Origin of the sequence: Paenibacillus tyrphae (assembly GCF_000722545.1) — a bacterium.
GTDB lineage: Bacteria > Bacillota > Bacilli > Paenibacillales > NBRC-103111 > Paenibacillus_G > Paenibacillus_G tyrfis.
Window position 1 is genome coordinate 21,978 of the sequence record NZ_JNVM01000044.1, and the last position, 22,229, is coordinate 44,206.

Below are 22,229 nucleotides of genomic sequence, written 5' to 3' on the forward strand. Positions count from 1 at the left end.
ACCCGGCCTCCTCGTTAAAACGCTTTCATCCCTTTAATACAAATTGTAAGCTGATCCTGTGCACTTAACAATTTCGATTCCTTTACACTGACTTCTAATTTTTTTACTTTTGCGATTCCTTAAGCCCCCATATTCACACCACTCCATTTCAAAAAGATAATCGCTTCGCCTGTTTTGCGTGTATACTTTAGAAGTAGTCCATACAACGCGCAGGATAGGAGGAACGCTCATGCTGCTGATTCAACACATTAAAATCTATTGGAATAAAAGTCATCGCGGCACGCCTTATGCAACCGACCGAGCGCGGATGCCCCAAGCTTATCCGTTGCCCGCTAACTTTTTTGACGAACACCCGCGAGGTTACCCTATTCACCTCGTATACTTAGAACAGCAGCAAGATGGACTTCGCGAGCGAAGAAACGACATCCAAACCTTGAAGAAGTACAACCCGCTTCGAGTCGGGGCCATAGAAGCCATTACACAAGAGGAAGATTATTACGAAATCAGATATCGTTATGATGGGCATCGCGGTGCAAATCCGGCAAGAACGAGATATGACGTGCATACGAACACGAATATTCCGCTCAACGAGCGGGCGATGATTTTACAACCCGGTGAGTGCGGTCGAATTTGTTACAATGGGAGATATACGGATTATGATACAGGGGAATGGTACTACAACCTTGACATCATTAATTTGATCCATCTCGGAGACCAACCGAAGTCGCTTCGTCCGTTTACAAAGAAACCACCGGATAAAACGTACCAACAAATGGCCCGATTACATTAACACGATTCGATAAAACCGGATTGGATTACATCGTCAACACGCCCTTTCTACATCATTAATTCTACTTACCTTTGCAACAATCGTTACCGCATAATCGGTTGATTCAACCAATGCTCATCAGATTTCACATGATGTTGACGCACAAATTTCGCTACGCTGCGGTGGAACTCTTCATAGGGAAACGCCGCAGTGCACCCCACAACATACCCTTCCTGCTCCCCGCTAAAGCGAGATTGCTTCGTGTAACATCCTCTGTCCAGACGCCGCGGTATAACACCGGCACGACCTCACTCTTCTATCTTCCCTTAACGAGATGCTATCAACATCTACCCGTGCGAAGTGAGCGGGAATAGAACATGTTTTCCCCCAGCCAAAAGCGGCGCAAACCGCGGCCTGACAAATAGCGGGTCCTCTGTCTCTGTCATCACGTTTGCCTCGATTTCCCCTTGCAAGCCGTCTGGCACAAAGTAAAACTGAACGGTTCCGTCTTCCGTCTCCTCTCCAATAAGGGATCACTTCACGAAACGGAAATAATCGTACGCCAAGCAATTCATTGCATGAAAAAACCGGCCCCTTTACTCGAAAGGGAATCCGGTTTTCGCAATCGCAGCTTAATTGGAATGCTATCATACTCCGTTAATTCAATACTAAACGACCAAAGAATCGTGATCCTTTCCTGAAGGCTTGATCCTGAACCTCTTATCGGTGTCCTCGGAACGTACGGTGCAAGTCCTTCACCCATTTGTCCGGAATTTCCCAGGGGATGAAGTGTCCGCCATGGTCATGAGCCGTAATATTGACGTGGTTGTACCATTGTGCGCGATCACTGTCGAGAAAATTCTGTACTCGATTTTCGGTCGTGACACCCGGCGGATTCTCGTAACCTACAAAAGTGATACCGGTTGGCGCCTCAATGACAGGCCAGCGATTATGAGAGGGTGTCCATGGATAACGGTTATTGTTCGCGTAGACGCGAATGGAGGTTTCGATGGATTTCGTGACCCAGTAGATCGTTGCATGAGTAAGGATGTCGTCCTTCGAGAAAACATTCTCGATGTTACCGTGATTATCGCTCCATCTTACCCATCGTTCCAAGATCCATGCGAGCATTCCAACTGGCGAGTCGCTCAGTCCGTAGGCGAGTGTGCTGGGATCAAGAACGTGAACGGCGAGATGCGATGCGAAACGGCGATCAAACTCCAAAATCTGCGATCGGATTTTCTCAGGGATGTTGTCGGGAATGGGACGGCCTTGGGAGAAATCCCAAGCGCGATCTCCATTAAAAAAGCTCAGTTTTAGCGCAGACCCGATATGTATTGCGTAGAGCTCGTCACTATATTTGTGCCCCAGTTGACCGGTCACGAGAGCACCTACATCGCACCCCCCTGCCGCGTATTTCGCATAGCCGAGAGTATCGGTCATTAGCGTATGCCAGAGATCGGCGATTTTCCAAAAGTTCATGTCCGGATTGTTTGGCAGTGGCGTCGAGAATCCAAAACCAGGAAGTGAGGGCACGATTACGTCGAATGCTTCAGCCGGATCGCCCCCGAATGCGCCAGGGTCCGCTAGTGGATCAATGACCTTGGACCAATGCCAGAACGTCCAGGGCCAGCCATGGGACAGGATCAATGGTACAGGGTTGGGCCCCACGCCAGGTTTACGCATAAATTGCACAGGAACTCCGTCAACATCTACTTTATAGTGTTCGTAGGCGTTGATCGCCTTCTCGGATTTGCGCCAGTCAAATTCGTTAATCCAGTAATCGACGAGTCCCTCAAGATAGTTCCGACTAACGCCGTAAAACCAGTCATCATTACCGGCATCTAGAGGCCATCTAGTGGACTTTAGACGATTTTGAAGATCAGCAAGTAACTCATCCGATACGTGGATCGGACTGGGTTCAAGTACGAAATGAGAGGTGGTCATAAGTGGTCCTCCTTGTACGAATGGAATGCACTTCCTTGTAGTTGTTTGTTTCCTCCGTCACCCAGGAAAGATCAACGGAAATGCAACCGGACTGAGACTACGAATTGTTTCCTAGTTCGACCAGACGTCTCAATGCGGGTATTGCAGATGCAATTGCCCTTTTCTCCTCCAGAGTGAGTCCTTCAATGAATTTCGTGAGCTGCACCATGCGATCCAAACGACGTGAATCAATAACATTTGCGCCCAGTGCGGTAATATGCACCTGAACCACCCGGCCATCATTCGGATCTGGTCGCCGCTCGACGAGTCCGTCTCGTTCAAGTCTGGTCACCAACTGTGTGATTGCCGACTGCGTAATTTGTTCATTAGCCGTCAACTCAGTCAGCCTCATGGGGCTCTTGCGAGACAATGTGTGCAGGACGGAAAGTGTAGTGAAGCTTAGTTTTTCAATTGACGGCAACCGAATGAAAATCCTCGTTAAATCTTCGAATACCAGAGCAAAGTCGCTAACGTTCAACTCATTAGGGTTATTTTTAGGTTCCATGGATAAAATTATATTACAAATTTATATAAATGTCTAATATAAAATGGTCATCCAAGCCACACCAGCTTAAAGACGTTGGATTGAAAAGAGTTCTTTCATATAGTCTTGCTTATCTCTCTCTATCCAATCGTCATCGCATTCTTCTTCGTAAGCATCTTTATGTACGTATGTAAGGCCGGCCATATGGCGATTCGAAAAGCGAAGCAAGTCAGGAAAGCGAGTACTTTAAAGCAAAGGCGAAGGAACGTTACAAAATCGAAGCGAAGAACAGTGAACTAAAACACCGACACGGGTACGATGTAGCATCGTCCTCGGGTCTGTTAAGCATTCAAATGCGTGGGGCGATGGCAATATTCGCAGTTAATCTGAAGCGAATATTGAAGCTGACAGAGTAAATTATAAGCTTAAAACAAGATGAAAAGACGACTATTCATCCAATAAGTGGGGTCATAGTCGCCTTTTTTTGTTCATACGTTTTTTCTTTATAGTACCTTCCACTTACACATTTGAGAAAGATACCGTCCCGCGGGTTGCACGTCTCGAAGCCCGGTTCCTTCGCCCGATTGCCATCACGATGACTGCGGCAATCGCGCATGACACCGCCAGCGTCCCCATTGCCAAGCGACTGCCATCTTCCTCGTCGAACCAGAGGAGCAGGCCGAGGTTAGTCAATGTGTGGTACGTGGTGGCCAGCACAAGTTTTGCGCCCCCGGATTCGCGGAGCAGTTCACCAAGAATCACCGAGAGAGAAATGGAGAAGAGGACGAAAAACGAAGCGTACACCCAGCCTTCAGCGAAAATGCCGACATGCCAGATGCCCCACAAGAAACCGACCGTGACAGAAGCCGGAAAAACACCCATTCGTTTCTGAAGTGTCGGCTGCAAGAAACAGCGCCAGCCGATTTCTTCGCCAGCGGCTCCAATGAATTGCGCGATGACAATGAGCCAGAACGGATGAGATAGCGAGGACGGCGACGTGTACGTCACCGAATGGCCGGTAATGACATACCAGAGCCAAGCAACGGCGAATGAGCCTGCGATTAGCATAACCGCGACAATGAACGTGCTCGGCTTAACCGGCCAAAGTCGAAGGTCGATCGTAAGAGCCTGGCGCTTCTCCCTTTTCCAGAGCAGCAGAATCGTAATTAAACCGAGCGTAGGGCCAAATTGCGTCAATTGAATAACGACCTCAGGTACACCCAACGTGGGTTGGACCATCCCGAGCAACATTGCTCCAATTGAGGTAATGGTGTAGAAGACAAGAAGGACAAGCCCTAAGCTTGGCTTGCGTTTTTGAAGGGCATTCAAGGTGTTACCATCCTTTCCCACTGATCATTGATAAGGAAAGGATACGCTAACGAAGGCCATTATGCAATATTAACAAGAAAAATGCCCTTCCTTGATTTAGCTTAAATCCACACTTCTCCTCTGAACGAAAGACCTTCCAGCATAGAGATCTACCTCCCTCCTTTGGTGATTTTATGACAATTATAGCACATACGTTCGTATATATACACAAGAGCTGCTGATTCATCTCCCCCTTATCGAAGAGGGAGTCTTCTCAGCCTTAACGATAAAATACACCTCCACTGCAGTCTTGGACTAGAAAAAAGTCCTAGACTGCCACTTGTTGCTTTGATTAACCATATAGGTCTATCTCTTCACTCGAGCTCGTCAAGCGGACAATGAACACCAATGAAGAATGTTTATGTGTTACACTAAGTATGATCAACACGGCCAGAAGTAAAGACTCAGACAAAGGGAGATACCCTATCAAATGAAGAAATGGTTCACCATCGGCATGTATCTCGTGCTCATACTCATTGTCTATGTATTCAAGGATGAAATTTTGCATTGGATGCAGTATGGGGATGCGCCCGTTCTGCTTATTTTTGCGGCTGCGCTCGGTTTTATTATCGTACCGGTCATCCCCTACAAAATAGTTATCGGCATGCTAGGGTTTATGTACGGTCCTTTGCTGGGCGCTTTGATCAGTTGGATAGCTGCTTCCGTCGCGTCTGTCATTGTTTTTTGCCTGGCACGCTACTTGTTTCAAAAGCAGGGCCGTGCTTACTTGTCCAAGTACGAGAAGCTGGAAAAGCTCCAAGCCGCGATAGAAAAAAATCCGTTCCTGACTATTTTATTGGCTCGACTGATCCCGGTTATCCCTCAGGCTGTCGTTAATGTCATTCCTGCGATTACTTCCATTCCGGTCGTTACATTCGCCGTTGCGTCCGCATTGGGCAAAATTCCTGCTATGCTCCTGTTTGCGTTCATCGGCAGCAACCTGTTTGCTGGCACAAACAAGCTCGTTTTGTCCGTCGGCGTGTATATCCTTTTTTTGGCGTCCGTCTACTTCGTCTACTGCGTCTGGCTCAAGAAGCGATGGCTTTAAGCAGCTGTGCTTTGGGCATTTACTGATAAAAAATTCACGGCCGCCGGAAGTTGATCCAAGAATAACTCAGTAGCATTCCCGATAAGAGGTTTTTTGAAGTGTTTGCCTTTATCCACCAGGAAGCTAATCATTTCTTCATCGTTGCCGCGGCGGTCTACTTCCTGGTCATATGTGAGGTACGAAGGTATGCAGGAATATCAACTTACTTTGAAAGATAAGCAAATTGTATGGGGGAAGGCTATCGATATTGAGTCTCTTATTGGCAAGTATCCTAGCAACTCCATCAGACAGGGCGTGAACGCGGCCTTGGATTGGAATTTGCTTGCAAAAGAGGTTGTTATGGAGCTCCGGATCGTCACCGACGGAACAGCGGCAACTCATGAAAATATCCCGGATTCCCCCGAGCTCCTCCCCTCGTGCCGACTACCGCCGCTGACCATATCCTTAAAAAATAAAAAAACATCGCCTTAGAAGTTTGGCGATGTCAAATAATTAAATTGTCAGCCTGCCTTGAGTCATTAAATATGCTGCAGCGTCGTTTGTTCAGATATTTTTTTTACGATTTGCTTGATGACTTTGGCATTTTCCTCGATAAATCCGGGTTCAAGCAACTCACTGTGATCCCCGATCAATGGATATTGGGCATAATTTTTGAGCGTTGATTGCTTCCATAACAAGTCATCTTCTTTAGGGCCGGCAGTTAAACTATGAATGCTTGCCTGAATGTTTCCTGTGTTTATAAGCTGGTTCCTGTACATCAAGTACGCGTACATTTTATTTCTCACTTTTTCCCTCAGTCGTGATTCGGTAAGTACTAGTTTATACGAATCGGATGATTTTTCCAGTACACTATCGATATAACCAGATATATCCTCTATCTGCTGCATGGTGCCATCCATTTTAAGTGCATCAATGATGAGGAGATCGGATACCTCGTACCCTCTCTTTTCCATTGTTTTGGCAACTTCGCCAGGTTCCCTCCCAAAGAATAGCCGGCTAATACAAAAGGCCCGTGCTCCTGAACGCTTATAATGGCATCTACATAGTCATTCAGCTCATCTCCGCGTCGATCCTGATCCTCTATAAAATCGATGCCGTAGAGCATGCAGTGGCCTTCAAGCTGTCTGGCCATTTCTTTATAAACCATACCGTATCCCAATACAGGAGGAAAGCAGAAAACATGGATGCGCCCGTTCTCATTCAGCTTCGTCATGTTGCTGTGATGTTCCCCTTCAAGGCTGTTTTTGAAAAGCTCCTGAGCCATTTCTTCTATGAAAGGATGTTCGAACACGCTCTGTAGAGATATTTCGATTCCCATCGTCGCATAAATTCTCTGAATCAACTGAAGCGCTCTTAAGGAGTGGCCACCGATTTCGAAAAAGTTGTCCTTCACGCCGATGCGCGGAAGGCCAAGCACTTCTTGCCAGATTTGGGCGAGCTGCACTTCCGCCGCTGTGCGCGGAGCCACGTATTCGGCTCCCGTTTGCATACTTTCTTCCGGCGTCGGCAGCGCTTTGCGGTCGACCTTTCCGTTGGAGGTAAGCGGCATCCGCTCCAGCTGCACAAAGTACGACGGGATCATATATCCCGGCAGCTCCTGCGACAGCTTGCTTCGCAGCTCGCTCGCCGTCAGCTCGGCGTCCGCTACAAAGTAAGCGCACAGCTGCTTCTGTCCGGCTCCGTCTTCAGGAGTAATAACGACCGCTTCTTGGACCGATGCAGCTTTCAGCAGCTGCGCTTCCACCTCCCCAAGCTCGATCCGGTAACCGCGAATTTTCACCTGATCGTCGATCCGACCCAAGTATTCGATGTTCCCGTCCGGTAGCCACCTTGCCAAGTCTCCCGTCCGGTACATCCGCTCTCCTGCCACAAACGGATTGCCCACGAACTTCTCCGCCGCCAGCTCCGGACGGTTTAAATAGCCTCTTGCCAAGCCAACACCCGCAATGCATATTTCTCCTGCCACACCTATAGGCTGCAAGTGATTCTGAGCATCCATAATGTAAATCCGATGATTTTGAATCGGGCGGCCGATCGGAACCGATTTATGTTCGATATCATGCTTTGAAGCTGCCCACACCGATGTAACAATTGATGCTTCTGTCGGTCCATACGCGTTAAAGTACATCACCTTGTCTTTCCACTGTTGAACGAACTCGACGGAAACGGCTGAGCCTCCCGTTATCAGTTTCTGCAGGCTAGGCATGCGATTCGGATTTAAATAAGCGGCATAAACCTTTTATCTCAAAATAATGTATATATGAAAGTCATAGTTCATAAATATTTAAAAATTACTACATACTTCTTTCCTTTTTTGACAATAAAGAAAAAACTGTCGAGAAAGTCTCGACATCCCGGGTTTGGTTCGGTTGAACCCAAGTTTGATGCGATCGGACGCATGTGTGAGAGTGTACTCACTTTAGGGGGGAACATAAGAGGTGTTATCAAATCTGGATCAGAAATCAACAAACTCCCTCGCTGCTTTCGCAGCATAGGGAGTTTGTCTTCAATCTGAAACGAGGAGGTTCCTCTCCTTGCTTGCTCTTTTGCCAAATGGTAGATAATAAGAATTCTATCTCATCCGATGTGACCGGCTCCGGCCCTTTATTCTTTTTCATCTAATAGCATGATTTCCATTATGAATATGCAAAAATTTTTTTGGGCCTTTCATTTGTTGTAGATCCAGACGTCTAGCAGCCTGTTCTGAATGAGTGTGCTGTCATGTTTGTTTTCTGCTCCATCACAAAAACAAATCTGCCGGTTTCAGCCATCTATCAATGGTTTGTTCAGGAGCTTGACAAATACCGATTAACGTATCTTTTAGATCGGCGATCATCTGCCCCACAGACTCGTCGCGAAAATGTGCTTTAAGGTAGGTCATATATATGGTAAAGTGACCTTCCGAATCTGCACTGATATCCACGCGCAGCGGTGTGCCGGAGTTGAAGATCGCGAGCGCTTTTTCGTATTCGTTCACCAGTGGAATTTTATCGGCATCACCTAGCCAATTGGCGATGTCGAAGTAGGAGCCAAGATTCTGAAAAATCAAATACGATTCAAACATGGTGCGATCTTCCGCGAGTCCAATCCACTCCCGAATCCTTCTCAACGGAGTATAATCATACTGTGTCAATAGTAGCTGTTTTTCCTGAACCCGCTGGAGGAGTTGCAAGACATTCTCGTTTTCGGACAGTCTGATTCGCATGGGAAGGGTGTTGATCGTTGGACCGACAATCTCTTCCATTCCTTCAAATTCCGGATGTCTGCCGGTTGACATTAGACCGAACAATACATCGCGCTGACCGGTATATCGACCCAACAGAAGCGCCCACGCCAATTGAGACAACACACTCATCGTTACACCGCTTCGGCGAACGAGTTCTTTTACGAGGTGCGGCTCCGGGACTTCAAACTCAACGAATTGCTTTGCGAACCCGCTCTCACCAGAACTTCGATTGAGGGGCGCATGCTCGATAAGTGGCGTCGCAAAGTGAAAGCCTGCCAGCTCTGCGCGCCAATAGCGCATCGGTTGTTCCAAATCTTGAGCATGAAGCCAAGCTACGTATTCCCGATACTGCCGTGCAGGCGGGAGCTCATAAGGCTTCCTATCCAGCAAGCTGTAATAGTACTTGAGCACATAGGCAAGTACGATAAAATGGCTCCAGCCATCCATCAAAAGATACGAGCAGCTCATGACAAGCTGGTACTCACTTTCCCCTATTCTTGCAAACATAATTTCATAGGTTGTAGGTCGTTTAATGTAGCTAAGATCGCTTGCATTCAGTTGAAGCTCTTGATAACGCATCAATTCTTCATGTTGACGAGCTTTATCCCATTCGCGCCAATCCGGATAATGAATGGCTACCCGGATATTCCGTCTCATGACCTGCACCGGCACCTCGAGCCCTTCATAGAAAATGGATGTTTTCGTCAGCGCAAAATGATTGGCTACTTTTTGCCAGGCTTGTGTCATAAGTCCAGGCTCCAGCTTATCGGTAAAACGCATCACCATGTTTACAAAAAATTGTGCAGGCTCAGGATTCTGACGCAAAGTGGCAAGCATGTAATCTTGTAACGGAGTAAGCGGATATACGTCTTCGATCTCGTCAGGGTCCAGGGAGCAAACCTTGGCAAAATCACCGTAATTTCGAGTCAGGAGTGTAAAATCAAAGTCAGGTTCGTTCCATCGTGGAGTCTTGTTTTCTTTTTGCGCTTCCTCCACCCCGCTTCCACTTTCAGCAACAATCCGGCTTAACTCTGCAACCGTTTGATACTGGAACACTTGTTTGTGGGTTAGCGATAGACCGGCTTGTTTGACCCGGGATATCAACATCATGGTTTTGATCGAGTCGCCGCCAATTTCAAAATAGTTCTGATGAATACCCACTTTGTCAAGGCTAAGCAGCTCAGCCAAGATGCCGCACAGCAGCTTTTCGACATCATTGCGGGGTTCTTCCGACAAATTTTTGGAGATTGTTTCTGCGTCCGGCTTTGGCAGCGCTTGACGGTTGATTTTCCCATTAGTATTCAGTGGAAGCCGGTCAAGTGCAACAAACGCCGAGGGAACCATATAATCCGGCAGAAGTTCTCTAAGTGTGCGGCGCAGCTCTTCAATATCCGGAGCCTTGTTCGCCCTTCCGGTCACATAAGCCGTAATTCGTTTATCTCCTGGAGTGTCCTCTCTTACGAGAACTACCGCTTCTTTTACAGAAGGATGAGCAGCTAAAGCTGCTTGTATCTCGCCAAGTTCAATCCGGAATCCTCGAATTTTGACCTGATCATCCAATCTGCCTAAAAACTGGATGCGTCCATCCGGCAAGTACCGGGCCAAGTCTCCGCTGCGGTACAATTGCGCGCCCGCCTGTAACGCATACGGATCAGGGATAAATTTCTCATTTGTCAGTGCTTCCCTGTGTAAATAACCGCCGCCAACCGCTCTTCCGCCGATGCAGAGCTCTCCGGGTACTCCGATCGGTGCAAGCTGCAGCTTTTTATCCAAAATGTATACTGTTGTATTAGCGACCGGTCTGCCAATATGAGCGGGCCGATGAGCACGTTCCTCCGGTTCAATGATGCGGTATGTGCTGACAATGGTACATTCAGTGGGGCCGTACACTTCGTAAACTTCAAACGGGAGTCCATAGGGCAGCTTCGCATTCCATTTGTCTCCTCCAGTGAACAAGCGGCTGAGCGAAGCATGCGCTGGCCAAGGAATTGCGACTAACAGTTCAACCAACGGGGTTGAAAGAAAGGCGAAGGTAATCTCATTTTCCACCATCCAGTCCCGAAGCAGCTCAGGCTGCAGCCTTATCTCTTGGGGAGGAATCCATAAGGACGCGCCGCAGCACAGCGCTCCCCAGATCTCCGCAACGGACATGTCGAAACTGACACCTACAGCAAAGCACACTCGGTCAGATGGCGAAAGCGCCGAAACGTCTTTGAACCAGTGCATGAAATTAGCAATTGAGGCATGTGGGATCATCGTTCCTTTAGGATTGCCCGTTGAACCGGAAGTGTAAATAACATAAGCTGTTTCTCCTTCCAATTCCTTGATCATGGGCCGGGAAGATTCTGTGAACGTACGATGAAGCGTAAGTGTCCCCTCTTCTTTATCCATATATAGGGTGGTTACGTCAACTTCAGCAACAAGCGTATGCAGCGATTGGCTAGTCAACAGTACAGGGGCCAAGGAATCTTTAAGGATATATGCGAATCGTTCCCTGGGCGTTTCCGGATCGATCGGTAAGTACGCACCGCCTGCTATAAGAACCGCCAACTGGGCGATGACCAATTCAGGCGAGCGCTCCAGGCATATCGCCGTAACGCTCCCAGGACCAATACCCAGCTTTCGCAACTGATCGGCTAATTTTTCGGAACGGGTAACAAGCGTGTCGTAGGTAAGGATGTCATTTTCGCACCTGACAGCAATCTGCTCCGGCCGATTTGCAGCTTGCACTTTCACCATCTGATGAAGCGTTGTGTCTGTCGGATATTCATGCTTGGTACGGTTCCAAACATGGAGCAGCAGATTTCGCTCGGATTCAAGCAATATCGGCAAAGATTCGATTGGCGTATCCGGATTATCGGCAATGCTGGAGAGTAGCATAAGCAAATGCTCTGTCATTCCCCTCACTGTCGCTTCCCCAAAAAGACTCTGATTGTATGTTAAGATTCCTTTCCAATCCTTATTCGTCTCGAACACTTCAAGCGTGAGATCGAATAGGGTCGTCTCTGTATCCACTTCAAGAGGCTCGATGGCAAAATCAGGCATTTCAGCAGAAATGGAAGGCGTATTTTGAAGCGTAAACATGACTTGGAACAATGGTGAATAACCAAGGCTTCGTGTACCTGCCGTTTCTTCGACGATGATCTCAAACGGAACGTCCTGATGGGCGTAGGCTTCCAGCGCATTTTTGCGGACTTGACGAAGCAGTTGCCGAAACGGTAAATTCGATGTTACTTCGGAACGAATGACCAATGTGTTGACAAAAAAACCGATCAGGGACTCCACATCCTTGTGATTTCTGCCGGATATCGCCGTTCCGACACAAACATCTTCCTCCCCAGTGTAGCGGTGCAGCAGGGTCTGAAACGCCGCCATCAGCAGCATAAAAGACGTAGCCTGCTCCTCGGCCGCCAGATTGCGGAGACTTGCCGTAAGCTTTTCGGGCACATCGAAGCGAACCTTCCTGCCCGAGTACTGCTGCTGAGCAGGCCGCGGGTGATCCGTAGGAAGCGATAGCAGCGCCGGAGCTCCTGCCAGTCTTTGTTTCCAGTATGATAACTGCTCTTGAAGCGTCCTTTCGGAAAAGCGTTCCCGCTGCCATTCTGCAAAGTCTGCATATTGTACGCGAAGGGCAGGCAGCCGCGTTGTTTCTCTGCGGATAAATGAATGATAGAAATCCAGCAGTTCCTTCCCAAACACATGATGAGACCATCCGTCGGTAATGATGTGGTGAAAGGCAAGAAGCAACACATGCTCATTCTCCGAAAGGCAGAGGAGCGTCACCCGAAGCAGCGGGCCATGCCGAAGGTCAAATGGCCTGTTAAACAGGGAGATTTTCTTCTGTATCGCTGCTTCCTGCTCGCTGAGCGGTAATCCTCGCAGATCCTCCTGCTCCAGCGGCAGATTCATTGTATCCAGCACAAGTTGATAAGCACTCCCGGCATCGTCGCGGAATACGGTACGCAGTACCTCATGGCGATCCGTAAGAGCTTGCAGGCTTCGCTCAAGAACTTCTGCCTGCAACGGGCCATTCAGTTTCATGCCATAGATCAAGTGATATGCCGCCGATTCGGGCTCCAGGGATGAGAAAAACCACAGCCGCTGCTGGGCGTAAGAGAGTCGGCTTTTGTCTTTATTTTGCCGGACATGAATATGATGTTGACCAGAGGAGTTGGCGGAAGCTGCGCTAGTTGTGCCTTGTAGCATTTGGCCCAGCAGCGCCCGTTTTTTATCTGATAAAAGAGATCTACGTTTTTCCAATGAATCTTGACTCGTCATGGTTTCCCTCTCCTCTTTCCTCTTCGTCTTGTTCCAGCAGTTCAATATAGGCGAGTTCGATGATGTCTGTCAGCTCGGCAACGGTTTGCGCCTCATACATGGCCTTCATGTTCAGCGGGATCGGGTACATTTCCTGAATGCGGGAAATGACCTGCATCTTGTTCACCGAATCGCCTCCAAGTTCATAAAAAGGAGTATGGATGTCCAGTTGTTGCACACCGAGCACCTCTTCATAAAATTGAATCAGCTTCTGCTCAACATATCTCCGCGGATCTTCAGTTTCAGAATGACCCAAGTCCGCTTGCCCGGCCAACTCCTCATTGCTTGCAACCTTCGGGCCGGCAGGGTATGAAGCGGCGACGTCTCCCGAATGTACGATCTCAAAGCGACGACGTTCAAATGGATAAGTTGGCAGCGGTATCCTTCTCCGTTTCTCCAATACATACCGTGCTTGCCAATCCACATCTGTGCCGTCCACCCATAAAGTTGATAAAGTCTCTATCCAAGAATAAGGGTCAAAGCAGCTCAAAGTCGCCTGATCCTTGCTACAATACTCGTGCAGCAGTGCGCCTAATCCTACCACCCGCATGCGTTGATCCTTCTGCGCTTCTTCAAGCGCTGCATACAGCAATTCCCTGCTTCTTGCCGCTAATACTGATTCACGCGACAAGCAGCCCTGCTCCTTGTTCAGAAATGGAATCCGGGGATCGGCAAGAGGAATGCTTTTGACTGTCTTGGCGTATTCTTCCGCAGTTCCCCCTTCTTCATGGTCCGCGCGGGCAATCGCAAGCCGGAAAGCTTCTTCCAAAGAGCAGCACCCGGCTATACATGCGGCCGCATATTCGCCTTCTTCTTCGCCGCCAACAAGATCGGGTACAAGTCCCATTTGGCCGAAGACGGCTGCAAGGCTGTAGGAGGCGGCTAAAGATAGTACGACCCTCATGCAGGGTGTTAAATTTAGTTGGGCTTGAAATGGTATGTCAGCAATCAAGTCTGGCAAGCGATCTTTAAATCGTAGTCCGCTCACGTTTTCTGCCTTTTCTAATGTTTTCTGCAATTCGTGGTAGAAGGCCGGTTCCGTTCTGCACAATTCAAGCAGCCCGGTGATCCTCTCTTCCCTCCATGGCAAAAATATCCATGCTGTAGCCGGAACTTCATCCGGATTGCAGCCTCTTCCCACTTCTGATTGACGAGTTAGCAGAAGCTGTGCCTCGGCATCATCGCGACAGACTACAGCTCTGCGAAACGGATATGCCTTGCGTCCAATCTGTGTCGTATAGGCGATCTCTTCTAACGGTATAGCCGGTCGGGTAGATAAGTATTTAACCATTCGTTCACAAGCCGCTTCCAAAGCCGTCTCTGTTTTTGCGGACAAGAGCAGCGCATGCCAAGGCCGAATGCATGCTTCGCTTTCCGTTTCGGGAGTCTCCTCCAACACGACATGGGCGTTCGTCGCCCCGATGCCGAAGGAACTGACCCCTGCCCGCCTCGGATGGCTTCCGCTCTTCCATTCCGTTAGCTCCGTATTCACATAAAACGGGCTGTTCGAGAAATCGATCTGCGGATTCGGCTCTCGGTAATGAAGGGAAGGCGGAATTTGACGGTGATGGAGTGCCAGCACTGTTTTGATCAATCCGGCGACCCCGGCGGCACAGTCGAGATGGCCTAGATTCGTTTTGACGGAACCGATCGCGCAAAATCCGCTTTGGTCGGTCCACTGCCGATAAGCCATCGTTAATCCGGCGATTTCGATCGGATCTCCCACGACGGTACCCGTACCGTGAGCTTCAACGTAGGAGACCGTATCGGGATGGACATCGGCCACTGCCAGAGCTTCGGCAATAACCTCAGCCTGTCCTTCCGGACTCGGGGCAGCGAATCCCGCCTTGAGGCCACCATCATTATTGATTGCGGAACCGCGGATGACAGCATAAATGAAGTCTCCATCTGCTGCAGCCTTCTCCAGCCGTTTCAAGACAACGACCCCAACGCCATTACTGGGTACTGTCCCCTGCGCCTCGCGGTCGAAAGCACGGCAAAAGCCGTCCGGCGAATTGATCATCCCCTCCTGAAACTGGTACCCGGAGTGATTGGGAAAAGTGACAGTGCTTCCCCCGGCCAGCGCAATGTCGCATTCCCCGCTCATAAGCGATTGGCAGGCCATATGAACAGCAACCAGCGAAGTGGAGCAGGCGGTCTGAACCGTTACTCCCGGTCCTTTCAGATTTAGCTTGTACGATACCCGACTTGTCAAGAAATCCTTATCATTGCCGAAATGAAGTGATGTAATATCTTCCGAAGCATAGTGACGCCCATAAGTGAGAATTTGGTTCAACATGTACGAACTTAACGAGCATCCGCCATAAACTCCAATCCGGCCTGGGTATGTATCAGGGACCCAAGCTGCATTCTCCAGCGCTTCGTACGCACACTCGAGAAAAATCCGCTGCTGCGGATCAGTCCATTCCGATTCCCGGGGATTCATTCCGAAGAAATCGGCATCGAACATCAACGGGTCATCAAGGACGCCTTTTGCCTTGATATATTGAGGATGGCGAATTGTCTCTTCCGGAACCCCTGCTTGCAGCAATTCCTCATCCGAGAAGAACCGGACTGCATGAACGCCCCGGCTCAGAAGGTTCCAAAATGCTTCCAGATCGTTAGCCCCCGGGAACCGCCCGGACATGCCAATAACCGCAATCCCTTGCTCCCATAGCGTTTCATCTTGTTTCAAGGCTTTCCACCTCCGTACCATTTCTTTTTATTATGTTCTCGTAGTCCCTCTGGACTCTCTTTGTCTTCTCATTAACGTTTTTCGTGTTTCCGCCCGTTCTTGGGCCGAAGAAGCCCGCTCCTTGATAAGAAGTTGATCGAACAAGCGGCTTGCCAAAGAAGCAATTGTCGGATACATGAAAAAATCGGTCAGCTTCATCTCGACGTTTTGCTCGCTTCGAATCTTCTCCACCAAATGCGCAGCATGCAGTGAGTGGGCGCCCAGTTCAAAAAAGTTATCGTTGCGTCCGACTTCCTGCAAGCCCAGCACTTCTTTCCACATGATGGATAGCATTCGTTCTCCTTCACTTCGCGGTACGGTATCCCTGGAAGCGGGAGAAAGCCTTGCTTCCGGCTTAGGCAGCGCCTGCTTGTTGATTTTGCCGTTTGAAGTCACTGGAATGTGATCCAGCCGTATAAAGTGGGAAGGAATCATATAAGCAGGAAGATGGCTTCCCACATGCTCCCTGAGAACAGAAACATTCACCGGCTCGGTTGACTCATAATATGCAGTCAGGTACGTGCCGTTTTTCTCGTCTTCTCGATCGACAACCACCGCCACATGGATCGAGGGATGACTGGATAATACCGAAACGATTTCGCCGGGCTCGACTCTGTATCCTCGGATCTTAACTTGATCATCCAAACGTCCCATATATTCAATGGTTCCATCATTCAAGTAGCGGGCCCGGTCTCCGGTACGATACATCCTACCGGATTCGTCGGCTTTTTCCGCAGAAAACTCCGGTACGAACCGTTCATCCGTCAGCTTCTGACTGTTCAAGTAACCGCGGGCCACACCCATGCCTGCAATACACAACTCCCCCGGCACTCCAACAGGCTGGATCAGTCCATGGGCATCCACAATGTATATTCTTGTGTTGCTAATGGGTCTGCCGATGGTAACACGCGCCTCCTTAGTCACATCCTTAATAGTCGACCAAACGGTTGTTTCCGTCGGCCCATACATGTTGAACAGGCGGGCGGTCGTTACTTTTCGCACTTGCTGGAGGAGCGGCTCGCTCAGCATTTCTCCGCCTATCAGCACGCAGCGAAGCGAAGCCATTGCTTCTGCCATTCGAAGGTTGCCGAGCAGCATTCGCAGCCTTGACGGCGTCGTTTGCAGCAGCTCGATCCGATGCTCGCGGCATAGCTCAGCCAGTCGCTCAGGTTCGATTTGCTCCTCGCGCGTGGCCATCACTACCGTACAACCCAGCATGAGCGGCAGTAGCGTTTCGAGAACAAATATATCGAAAGATACTGTCGTTAAAGATAGTACGTTACTTAGCTTGTCAATCGGGATTTCCTGCACGATACCCAGAAGCAAATTGTGCACGGACCGATGCTCGATCATGACTCCTTTCGGTTTGCCCGTGGAACCCGAAGTATAAATCACATAGGCGAGATCCGCCGGGGAAACGGGTGATGAAGATGGCATTGGCTGGCAAGGTGCATGCAGCGCATCTTCCCGGTCCAGCAGCACGGTTGTTTTTTCTGAAGCAATCTTACCCAAATAGACGGATTGTGTTACCACTAATTTACACCCGCTATCATTCATTATGCTCCTTATTCGTTCTTCCGGAAGGTCAGGATCGATCGGAAGATAAGCGGCTCCGGCCTTGTTTATAGCCAGCAGCCCTGTAATGAGCGGGATCGAGCGGTCGGCAAGCAAAACAACGACATCTTCGCGCACAACGCCTTTTATTCGGAGCACATTTGCCAACTGCTCAGCCTTTCTGTTTAGTTCCTCATAAGTTATCCGCTCTCCACCGCATACGAGCGCCGTATGTGCGGGTGTTTTTACCGCCTGCTGCTCGAAAAGCCCGTGCATCGTCTGTTCTTGTGGAATTTCCACCCGATAACCGGAGAACGAATCGTTAAGCTGTTTCCTCTCCGCGTCCCCGGTCAAGCTCATGCTTCTTACTTCGATATCCGGATTACGAGCGGCCTGCCGCAGCAATTCGATATAACAATTTGCCCACCGCTGGGCAGTTTCCCGAGAAAACAGTGCCGAAGCATATTCCAGGCTACATTGCAGGCCTGCCCCTTCTTCGCTTATTGAAAGGGTCAGATCAAACTTAGCCACAGGATAGTCGAAAGGATACAGCTTGAGACGGGTTTCATCCAGAGCGGGCTCGGCCATCTCCATGTTTTGCAAAATAAACATGGCGTCGAATATCGGATTACGGCTCAAATCCCGAGGCGGAGCGATCTGCTGTACAAGCTCCTCAAATGGATAGTCTTGATTTTCTAACGCACCGAGCACGGACTGCCGAACGACCTGCAAGTAACTTGCAAACGATTGATCCGGCAGCGGTGACAACTGAAGTGCCAGCGTGTTCACAAACATGCCGAGCATCCGTGCCGTATCCGCTTGGCTCCGTCCCGCCACCGGCGTTCCAATAATGACCTCATCCTGAGTGCTTAATTTTGTCAAAAGCAATCCGTATGCCGATAAAAGCACTATATAGAGCGTTGAATTCGTCTGTCTTGCCAGCCGTTTCAGGCTCTGAGTCAGTTCATCATCCAATGCGAAGTCTACGTGCCCGCCAGTAAAGCTGCGAAGTGCCGGACGCGGGAAATCTGCAGGCAGGTTCAGAACAGGCAATGGTTTGCTGAACTGTTGCAGCCAATAGGCTTCCAACTGCCTATACGCCTCCGTTTGCAAAAAAGTCTGCTGCCATACTGCGTATTCTTTATATTGCAGTTGCAGTGCGTTTAGCTTTTTACCTGCGTACAATAAGGCCAGTTCCTCGATAATCAAGCCGATCGTCGTACCGTCGGAGATAATATGGTGCATGTCCAGAAGCAGCAGATGACGTTCTGCCTCCAGCCTTACAAGGGCGCCCCGCAGCAGCGGGGCCTGTCCTAAATCAAAAGGCCGTATGAAGGAACGGATCGCTTCCTCTGCGCTCTCATCGCTCTTTTCCAAGTACGTAACGGTAAACTCCCCGCTGGCATGTACTCGCTGGACAGGCTTACCGTCTACGATGCAAAATGAGGTGCGCAGCGGTTCATGCCGAGCGATGAGGGCTTGCAGCGCCGCTTCCAGCCGTTCACTGTCAAGCAAGCCTCTCGCTTCCAGCACCATAGGCATGTTATAACTCAGCTCTCCACCTTCCAATTTGTGGAGAACAAACAACCGCTCTTGCGCAGAAGAAACGGGATAATAGGCTCTCTCCTCCATCGCTGGAATCGTTACATATTCGGTCCGCTTCCGGTTCTTGATGACTTCCGCCATCTGCTCGATCATCGGGTATAGAAATACATCTTGCAGTGGCAGTTGAACACCCATCTCCTTGTGCAGTTTGCTCACCAAGATGTTCGCGCGTAAGGAGTGGCCCCCCAGATCGAAGAAGTTGTCTTTCACGCCGACGCTTGTGCCGGACAACCCGAGCACTTCTTCCCAAATTCGTGCCAACTGTACTTCCACAGCCGTCCGCGGCGCTACGAACTCTACTCCACGCTGCACACTTCCCTCCGGCGCAGGCAGCGCTTTACGATCCACTTTCCCGCTTGATGTTAGCGGCATCTTCGCAAGCCGAATAAAATACGACGGGACCATAAAAACGGGTGTTGATTTGGGCAGTATTTCGTGCTCAGGAGAACATGCCGAACTTTGCGGATTGAACTCCGGTAATATTTTGACTTTCACTTCTTCGCCCACTAACGACAGCTCCTCTATTGGCGCAATTTATCTTTTTGGTAACGCCCGACTGTTCGTATCCTAATTCAACACAGACAAAATTTACATAAAATGCATTTCTTAGTATACAGTGAAAGGATGCCGCTTTTCATCTCCACATAGTTAAGCACGATATTATCCTTTAGGAGATACATGGAAACGCTATCAAAAGTCATGTGATTATTTTCAAGCTGAACGAGTGTTCTTCATCATTATTTTTATAATAACGATCTGATGTTTGCCATGGCTCTTCCTTGTTCGTTTTCATTGAAGCTAAAGCCGTTTTGGATTACTTGCTGCTTTGAAGTATATACATTTTGTTGCGCAGCAGGTTGATAAATGAAAAATTCGGATATTACATTTTATGCAGAGAACCAAGCAGTACACATGGAGATGAATAACTAGGAATTGATGGTAGCGTCAAAAAATAAATAAATAATAATAAGGTGCGATCAGTTAATTAGCGTCATAACCGGTTGCCTCTATAAATATTACTATAAATAGACATCTAAACCTAATATATTACTAATTATGACAAAATTCCATATTATTAATTTTTTTTATTTCAAAAAAACCCTTTTTAATAATTAATGATGGCTCAATACCAAACGTAGTGCTTGAAAGCTACTTCCTTCTCCTTCTCCTTCCCATTCTCGTAATATATTATGTATTACAAATCGATCTTGTACGGAAACTGTATCCAATTGATAATATAGGTGACTCGGTTTTTTGTGAAAGAAACGATTGCTTGGCCTCCAGTGGCTTCCAGATGCTTCGCTCCTTTCAGGGAATTCTGAAATCATATCGTAACCCGATAAACACGCTCGCACATTGGTGACAGCGACGCTGGTACTACCCCATTTAGCCGCCATTTCATCTTCACGGTTCCTTCGCGGCCCTATTGTAATCTTGTCAAGCCTGCTCCAGTTAATTCATATACAGTCGTTGCCACTTCGTTTAAATAACGGCGATCATGTGAAATGCTGATTATCACACCCTCAAAAGCTGCTAATGCATGGCACAAGATCGGTGTGGTCAAGGGCTGAAATTTCTTGTCGGTTCGTCCAATATCAATATTTCGCAGCGCTCCAGTATCATCTTCAACAGGAGCAGTTTTGCCTTTTGCCCTCCGCTCAGGCATCCTATCGTATGATGCATTTCGTCGTTCGTAAATTTCATACTGCCTAAATGGTTAAAAGCTTTCGTGACCGCCTCCTTATCGCCGGATGGTTCGAGAAATTCAATCGGTGTTTTCGCCGCATCCAGCAGAACTCGCCGCCTCTCGAATAAAGACTTCCAGCCACTCCATTGTTCGAATATCCAAATCATTGGTCGGTTCATCCAGCAGCAGGATATCGGGATCGAGAGCCAGCAAGCGCAAAAAACGGTATTTAAACCGTTCGCCACCTGAAAGAACGCCCAGTTTTTTCTCCGAAACCAGCGAATCAATCCCCAAATTTCCTTCGTAGGTGCAATAATCGGCAATCAAATGCTCATCATAAATGAATTTCAATAAGGTACTTTTTCCATTTCCTTCCTCACCAATGATTGCAATCTTATCTCCGCTCTGAAGACTGAGCTGAAAATCCTGAATCAATGTCCGGTGATCCTGCGTCGCTCTGATTGTAAGGTTATGCAGTTCAATCATTCGGATTCCCCATTTCGTTTTTATGTGTTTCACTGTATTTTAGAGTTGCTCATGTGCATCACCCCGTTTTTTTGCAACAAAAAAAGATGCTTCTGTCCATAAACAGAAGCATCTCGCTCAACAAACATTCGCTGTATGCGTGAAAAAGCATATAACGTTTCTAGCGATTATTATTCATCTTGCAGGTGGAAACTAAAAAACGAAGATGCAGATAATAGGTGAAGACTGGGACAGAACATTGTCTGCCCCAGATAACTTGTATATGCCTTAGATTGGGGGAAGAATTTTAATTTCAAATCTGCTTGTCAGTTTGCCTCTGGAATCATAAGAATAAATTTCTGTTTCACCAATAGAGATGGAAGTAGCATAACCGTCTTCAGTAACAGATACTGCATTGCTACCACTACCCCAAGAAAATCTAACAGCTTTGCTGTCGTACTTTTTTAAATCTTCTTTCCATCCAAGTGTCTTCTGCCAATTGAAGGTTTTAATTACAAATGCATTTGACGAGCTTATTCCAGAAGTCGTTTCGTGTTTGCTTTCAGAAGCAAGGGCACTGCTTACCAAGGTTAAAGAAAGAGCTGCAACGAGAGAAAAAGTAACAAATTTTTTCATTGTGTCAACTCCTTATACTTATTTACAAGCAAGTTAAGTATATCATATGTAAAAATATCCCACAAGATACAATATTATAATAAAAGACAGTGTAAAACTCGATGGACGAGTCCTAAACTGCCTTTTTAATTGATCATCATCAGTAGTTCTTCTTCCTAACTACAGTCAATAATATTGTCATAATGAAGAAGCCTGATCTTGTGTTCCTCAAGATGCTCCTGAGGCGGCCCAGCGCCCGGTCCAGGTTGACCCTCGGATTCATAATGAGCTGAGTGTAAATGTAGAGTTTCGGTGCTGCCGGAACCACAGTTTGTGACTGGCCTTCTCCGAAGCTGCCCGGGAGTGTCAAA

Annotated in this window: 12 protein-coding genes and 4 pseudogenes; 4 read left to right on the forward strand and 12 right to left on the reverse strand. The window is 48.3% G+C overall.

The features are described 5' to 3' along the window. Nucleotides 1–229 precede the first annotated feature (229 nt). Entirely contained in the window at nt 230–790 is a 561-nt protein-coding gene (locus ET33_RS32780) for a hypothetical protein (RefSeq protein ID WP_051775952.1), read from the forward strand. 699 nt (nt 791–1,489) lie between these two features. Here the strand turns inward: ET33_RS32780 and ET33_RS32785 are convergent. Next, nucleotides 1,490–2,716 (reverse strand): epoxide hydrolase family protein, encoded by a 1,227-nt coding sequence (locus ET33_RS32785; RefSeq protein WP_036692361.1) that lies wholly within the window; start codon nt 2,714–2,716, stop codon nt 1,490–1,492. A 97-nt stretch (nt 2,717–2,813) separates the two neighbouring features. Continuing rightward, entirely contained in the window at nt 2,814–3,260 is a 447-nt protein-coding gene (locus ET33_RS32790) for a MarR family winged helix-turn-helix transcriptional regulator (protein ID WP_036692363.1), read from the reverse strand. 194 nt (nt 3,261–3,454) lie between these two features. Here ET33_RS32790 and ET33_RS38120 point away from each other — a divergent pair. Beyond that, nucleotides 3,455–3,655, forward strand: a pseudogene (locus ET33_RS38120) (transposase); the annotation flags it as partial. 103 nt (nt 3,656–3,758) lie between these two features. On the opposite strand, the gene ET33_RS32795 reads toward ET33_RS38120, so the two are convergent. Next, nucleotides 3,759–4,463, reverse strand: coding sequence for a CPBP family intramembrane glutamic endopeptidase (locus ET33_RS32795; protein WP_161783585.1), 705 nt, complete (start codon nt 4,461–4,463; stop codon nt 3,759–3,761). Nucleotides 4,464–5,037: 574 nt separating this feature from the next. Here ET33_RS32795 and ET33_RS32800 point away from each other — a divergent pair. Together ET33_RS32800 and ET33_RS39415 are read left to right on the forward strand one after the other, a co-directional pair. Next, nucleotides 5,038–5,655: a TVP38/TMEM64 family protein gene (locus ET33_RS32800; RefSeq protein WP_036692366.1), complete on the forward strand. Its 618-nt coding sequence runs from the start codon at nt 5,038–5,040 to the stop codon at nt 5,653–5,655. Nucleotides 5,656–5,841: 186 nt separating this feature from the next. Beyond that, nucleotides 5,842–6,126 (forward strand): hypothetical protein, encoded by a 285-nt coding sequence (locus ET33_RS39415; RefSeq protein WP_036692369.1) that lies wholly within the window; start codon nt 5,842–5,844, stop codon nt 6,124–6,126. A gap of 47 nt (nt 6,127–6,173) precedes the next feature. Here ET33_RS39415 and ET33_RS36850 read toward each other — a convergent pair whose 3' ends face one another. The 9 genes and pseudogenes from ET33_RS36850 to ET33_RS32835 all read right to left on the reverse strand — a co-directional run bounded on the left by ET33_RS36850 (nt 6,174) and on the right by ET33_RS32835 (nt 21,879). Beyond that, nucleotides 6,174–6,542, reverse strand: a complete 369-nt coding sequence (locus ET33_RS36850; RefSeq protein WP_051775956.1) for a hypothetical protein — start codon at nt 6,540–6,542, stop codon at nt 6,174–6,176. Further along, nucleotides 6,530–7,876 (reverse strand): annotated as a pseudogene (locus ET33_RS32810) (AMP-binding protein); the annotation flags it as partial. The gene ET33_RS36850 and the pseudogene ET33_RS32810, both read right to left, overlap by 13 nt. A 519-nt stretch (nt 7,877–8,395) precedes the next feature. Continuing rightward, nucleotides 8,396–13,159, reverse strand: coding sequence for a non-ribosomal peptide synthetase (locus ET33_RS32815; protein WP_036692372.1), 4,764 nt, complete (start codon nt 13,157–13,159; stop codon nt 8,396–8,398). Beyond that, on the reverse strand, nt 13,128–15,893 hold the full coding sequence (locus ET33_RS32820; protein ID WP_152570737.1) for a type I polyketide synthase: 2,766 nt from the start codon (nt 15,891–15,893) through the stop codon (nt 13,128–13,130). The genes ET33_RS32815 and ET33_RS32820 overlap by 32 nt, the downstream gene beginning before the upstream one ends. A gap of 30 nt (nt 15,894–15,923) precedes the next feature. Continuing rightward, complete coding sequence (locus ET33_RS32825; RefSeq protein ID WP_051775961.1) at nt 15,924–19,598, reverse strand: non-ribosomal peptide synthetase; 3,675 nt, start codon at nt 19,596–19,598, stop codon at nt 15,924–15,926. Between the two features lie 1,053 nt (nt 19,599–20,651). After that, entirely contained in the window at nt 20,652–20,957 is a 306-nt protein-coding gene (locus ET33_RS40525) for an ATP-binding cassette domain-containing protein (RefSeq protein WP_327204078.1), read from the reverse strand. After that, nucleotides 20,911–21,072, reverse strand: a pseudogene (locus tag ET33_RS40750) (ATP-binding cassette domain-containing protein); the annotation flags it as partial. The gene ET33_RS40525 and the pseudogene ET33_RS40750, both read right to left, overlap by 47 nt. Nucleotides 21,073–21,120: 48 nt before the next feature. Beyond that, nucleotides 21,121–21,264: pseudogene (locus ET33_RS40755) on the reverse strand (ATP-binding cassette domain-containing protein); the annotation flags it as partial. Between the two features lie 267 nt (nt 21,265–21,531). Further along, the gene (locus ET33_RS32835) at nt 21,532–21,879 is read right to left on the reverse strand and encodes a hypothetical protein (RefSeq protein ID WP_036692378.1); all 348 of its coding nucleotides are present in this window, start codon (nt 21,877–21,879) and stop codon (nt 21,532–21,534) included. Nucleotides 21,880–22,229 lie beyond the last annotated feature (350 nt).

Bases quoted from the DNA above. Each gene is read 5' to 3' on its own strand.
- ET33_RS32800 (WP_036692366.1), top strand. From the start codon at position 5,038: ATGAAGAAATGGTTCACCATCGGCATGTATCTCGTGCTCATACTCATT.
- ET33_RS32790 (WP_036692363.1), bottom strand. From the start codon at position 3,260: ATGGAACCTAAAAATAACCCTAATGAGTTGAACGTTAGCGACTTTGCT.
- ET33_RS40525 (WP_327204078.1), bottom strand. From the start codon at position 20,957: ATGAACCGACCAATGATTTGGATATTCGAACAATGGAGTGGCTGGAAG.
- ET33_RS36850 (WP_051775956.1), bottom strand. From the start codon at position 6,542: ATGCAGCAGATAGAGGATATATCTGGTTATATCGATAGTGTACTGGAA.
- ET33_RS32785 (WP_036692361.1), bottom strand. From the start codon at position 2,716: ATGACCACCTCTCATTTCGTACTTGAACCCAGTCCGATCCACGTATCG.
- ET33_RS32835 (WP_036692378.1), bottom strand. From the start codon at position 21,879: ATGAAAAAATTTGTTACTTTTTCTCTCGTTGCAGCTCTTTCTTTAACC.
- ET33_RS32815 (WP_036692372.1), bottom strand. From the start codon at position 13,159: ATGACGAGTCAAGATTCATTGGAAAAACGTAGATCTCTTTTATCAGAT.
- ET33_RS32780 (WP_051775952.1), top strand. From the start codon at position 230: ATGCTGCTGATTCAACACATTAAAATCTATTGGAATAAAAGTCATCGC.
- ET33_RS39415 (WP_036692369.1), top strand. From the start codon at position 5,842: ATGCAGGAATATCAACTTACTTTGAAAGATAAGCAAATTGTATGGGGG.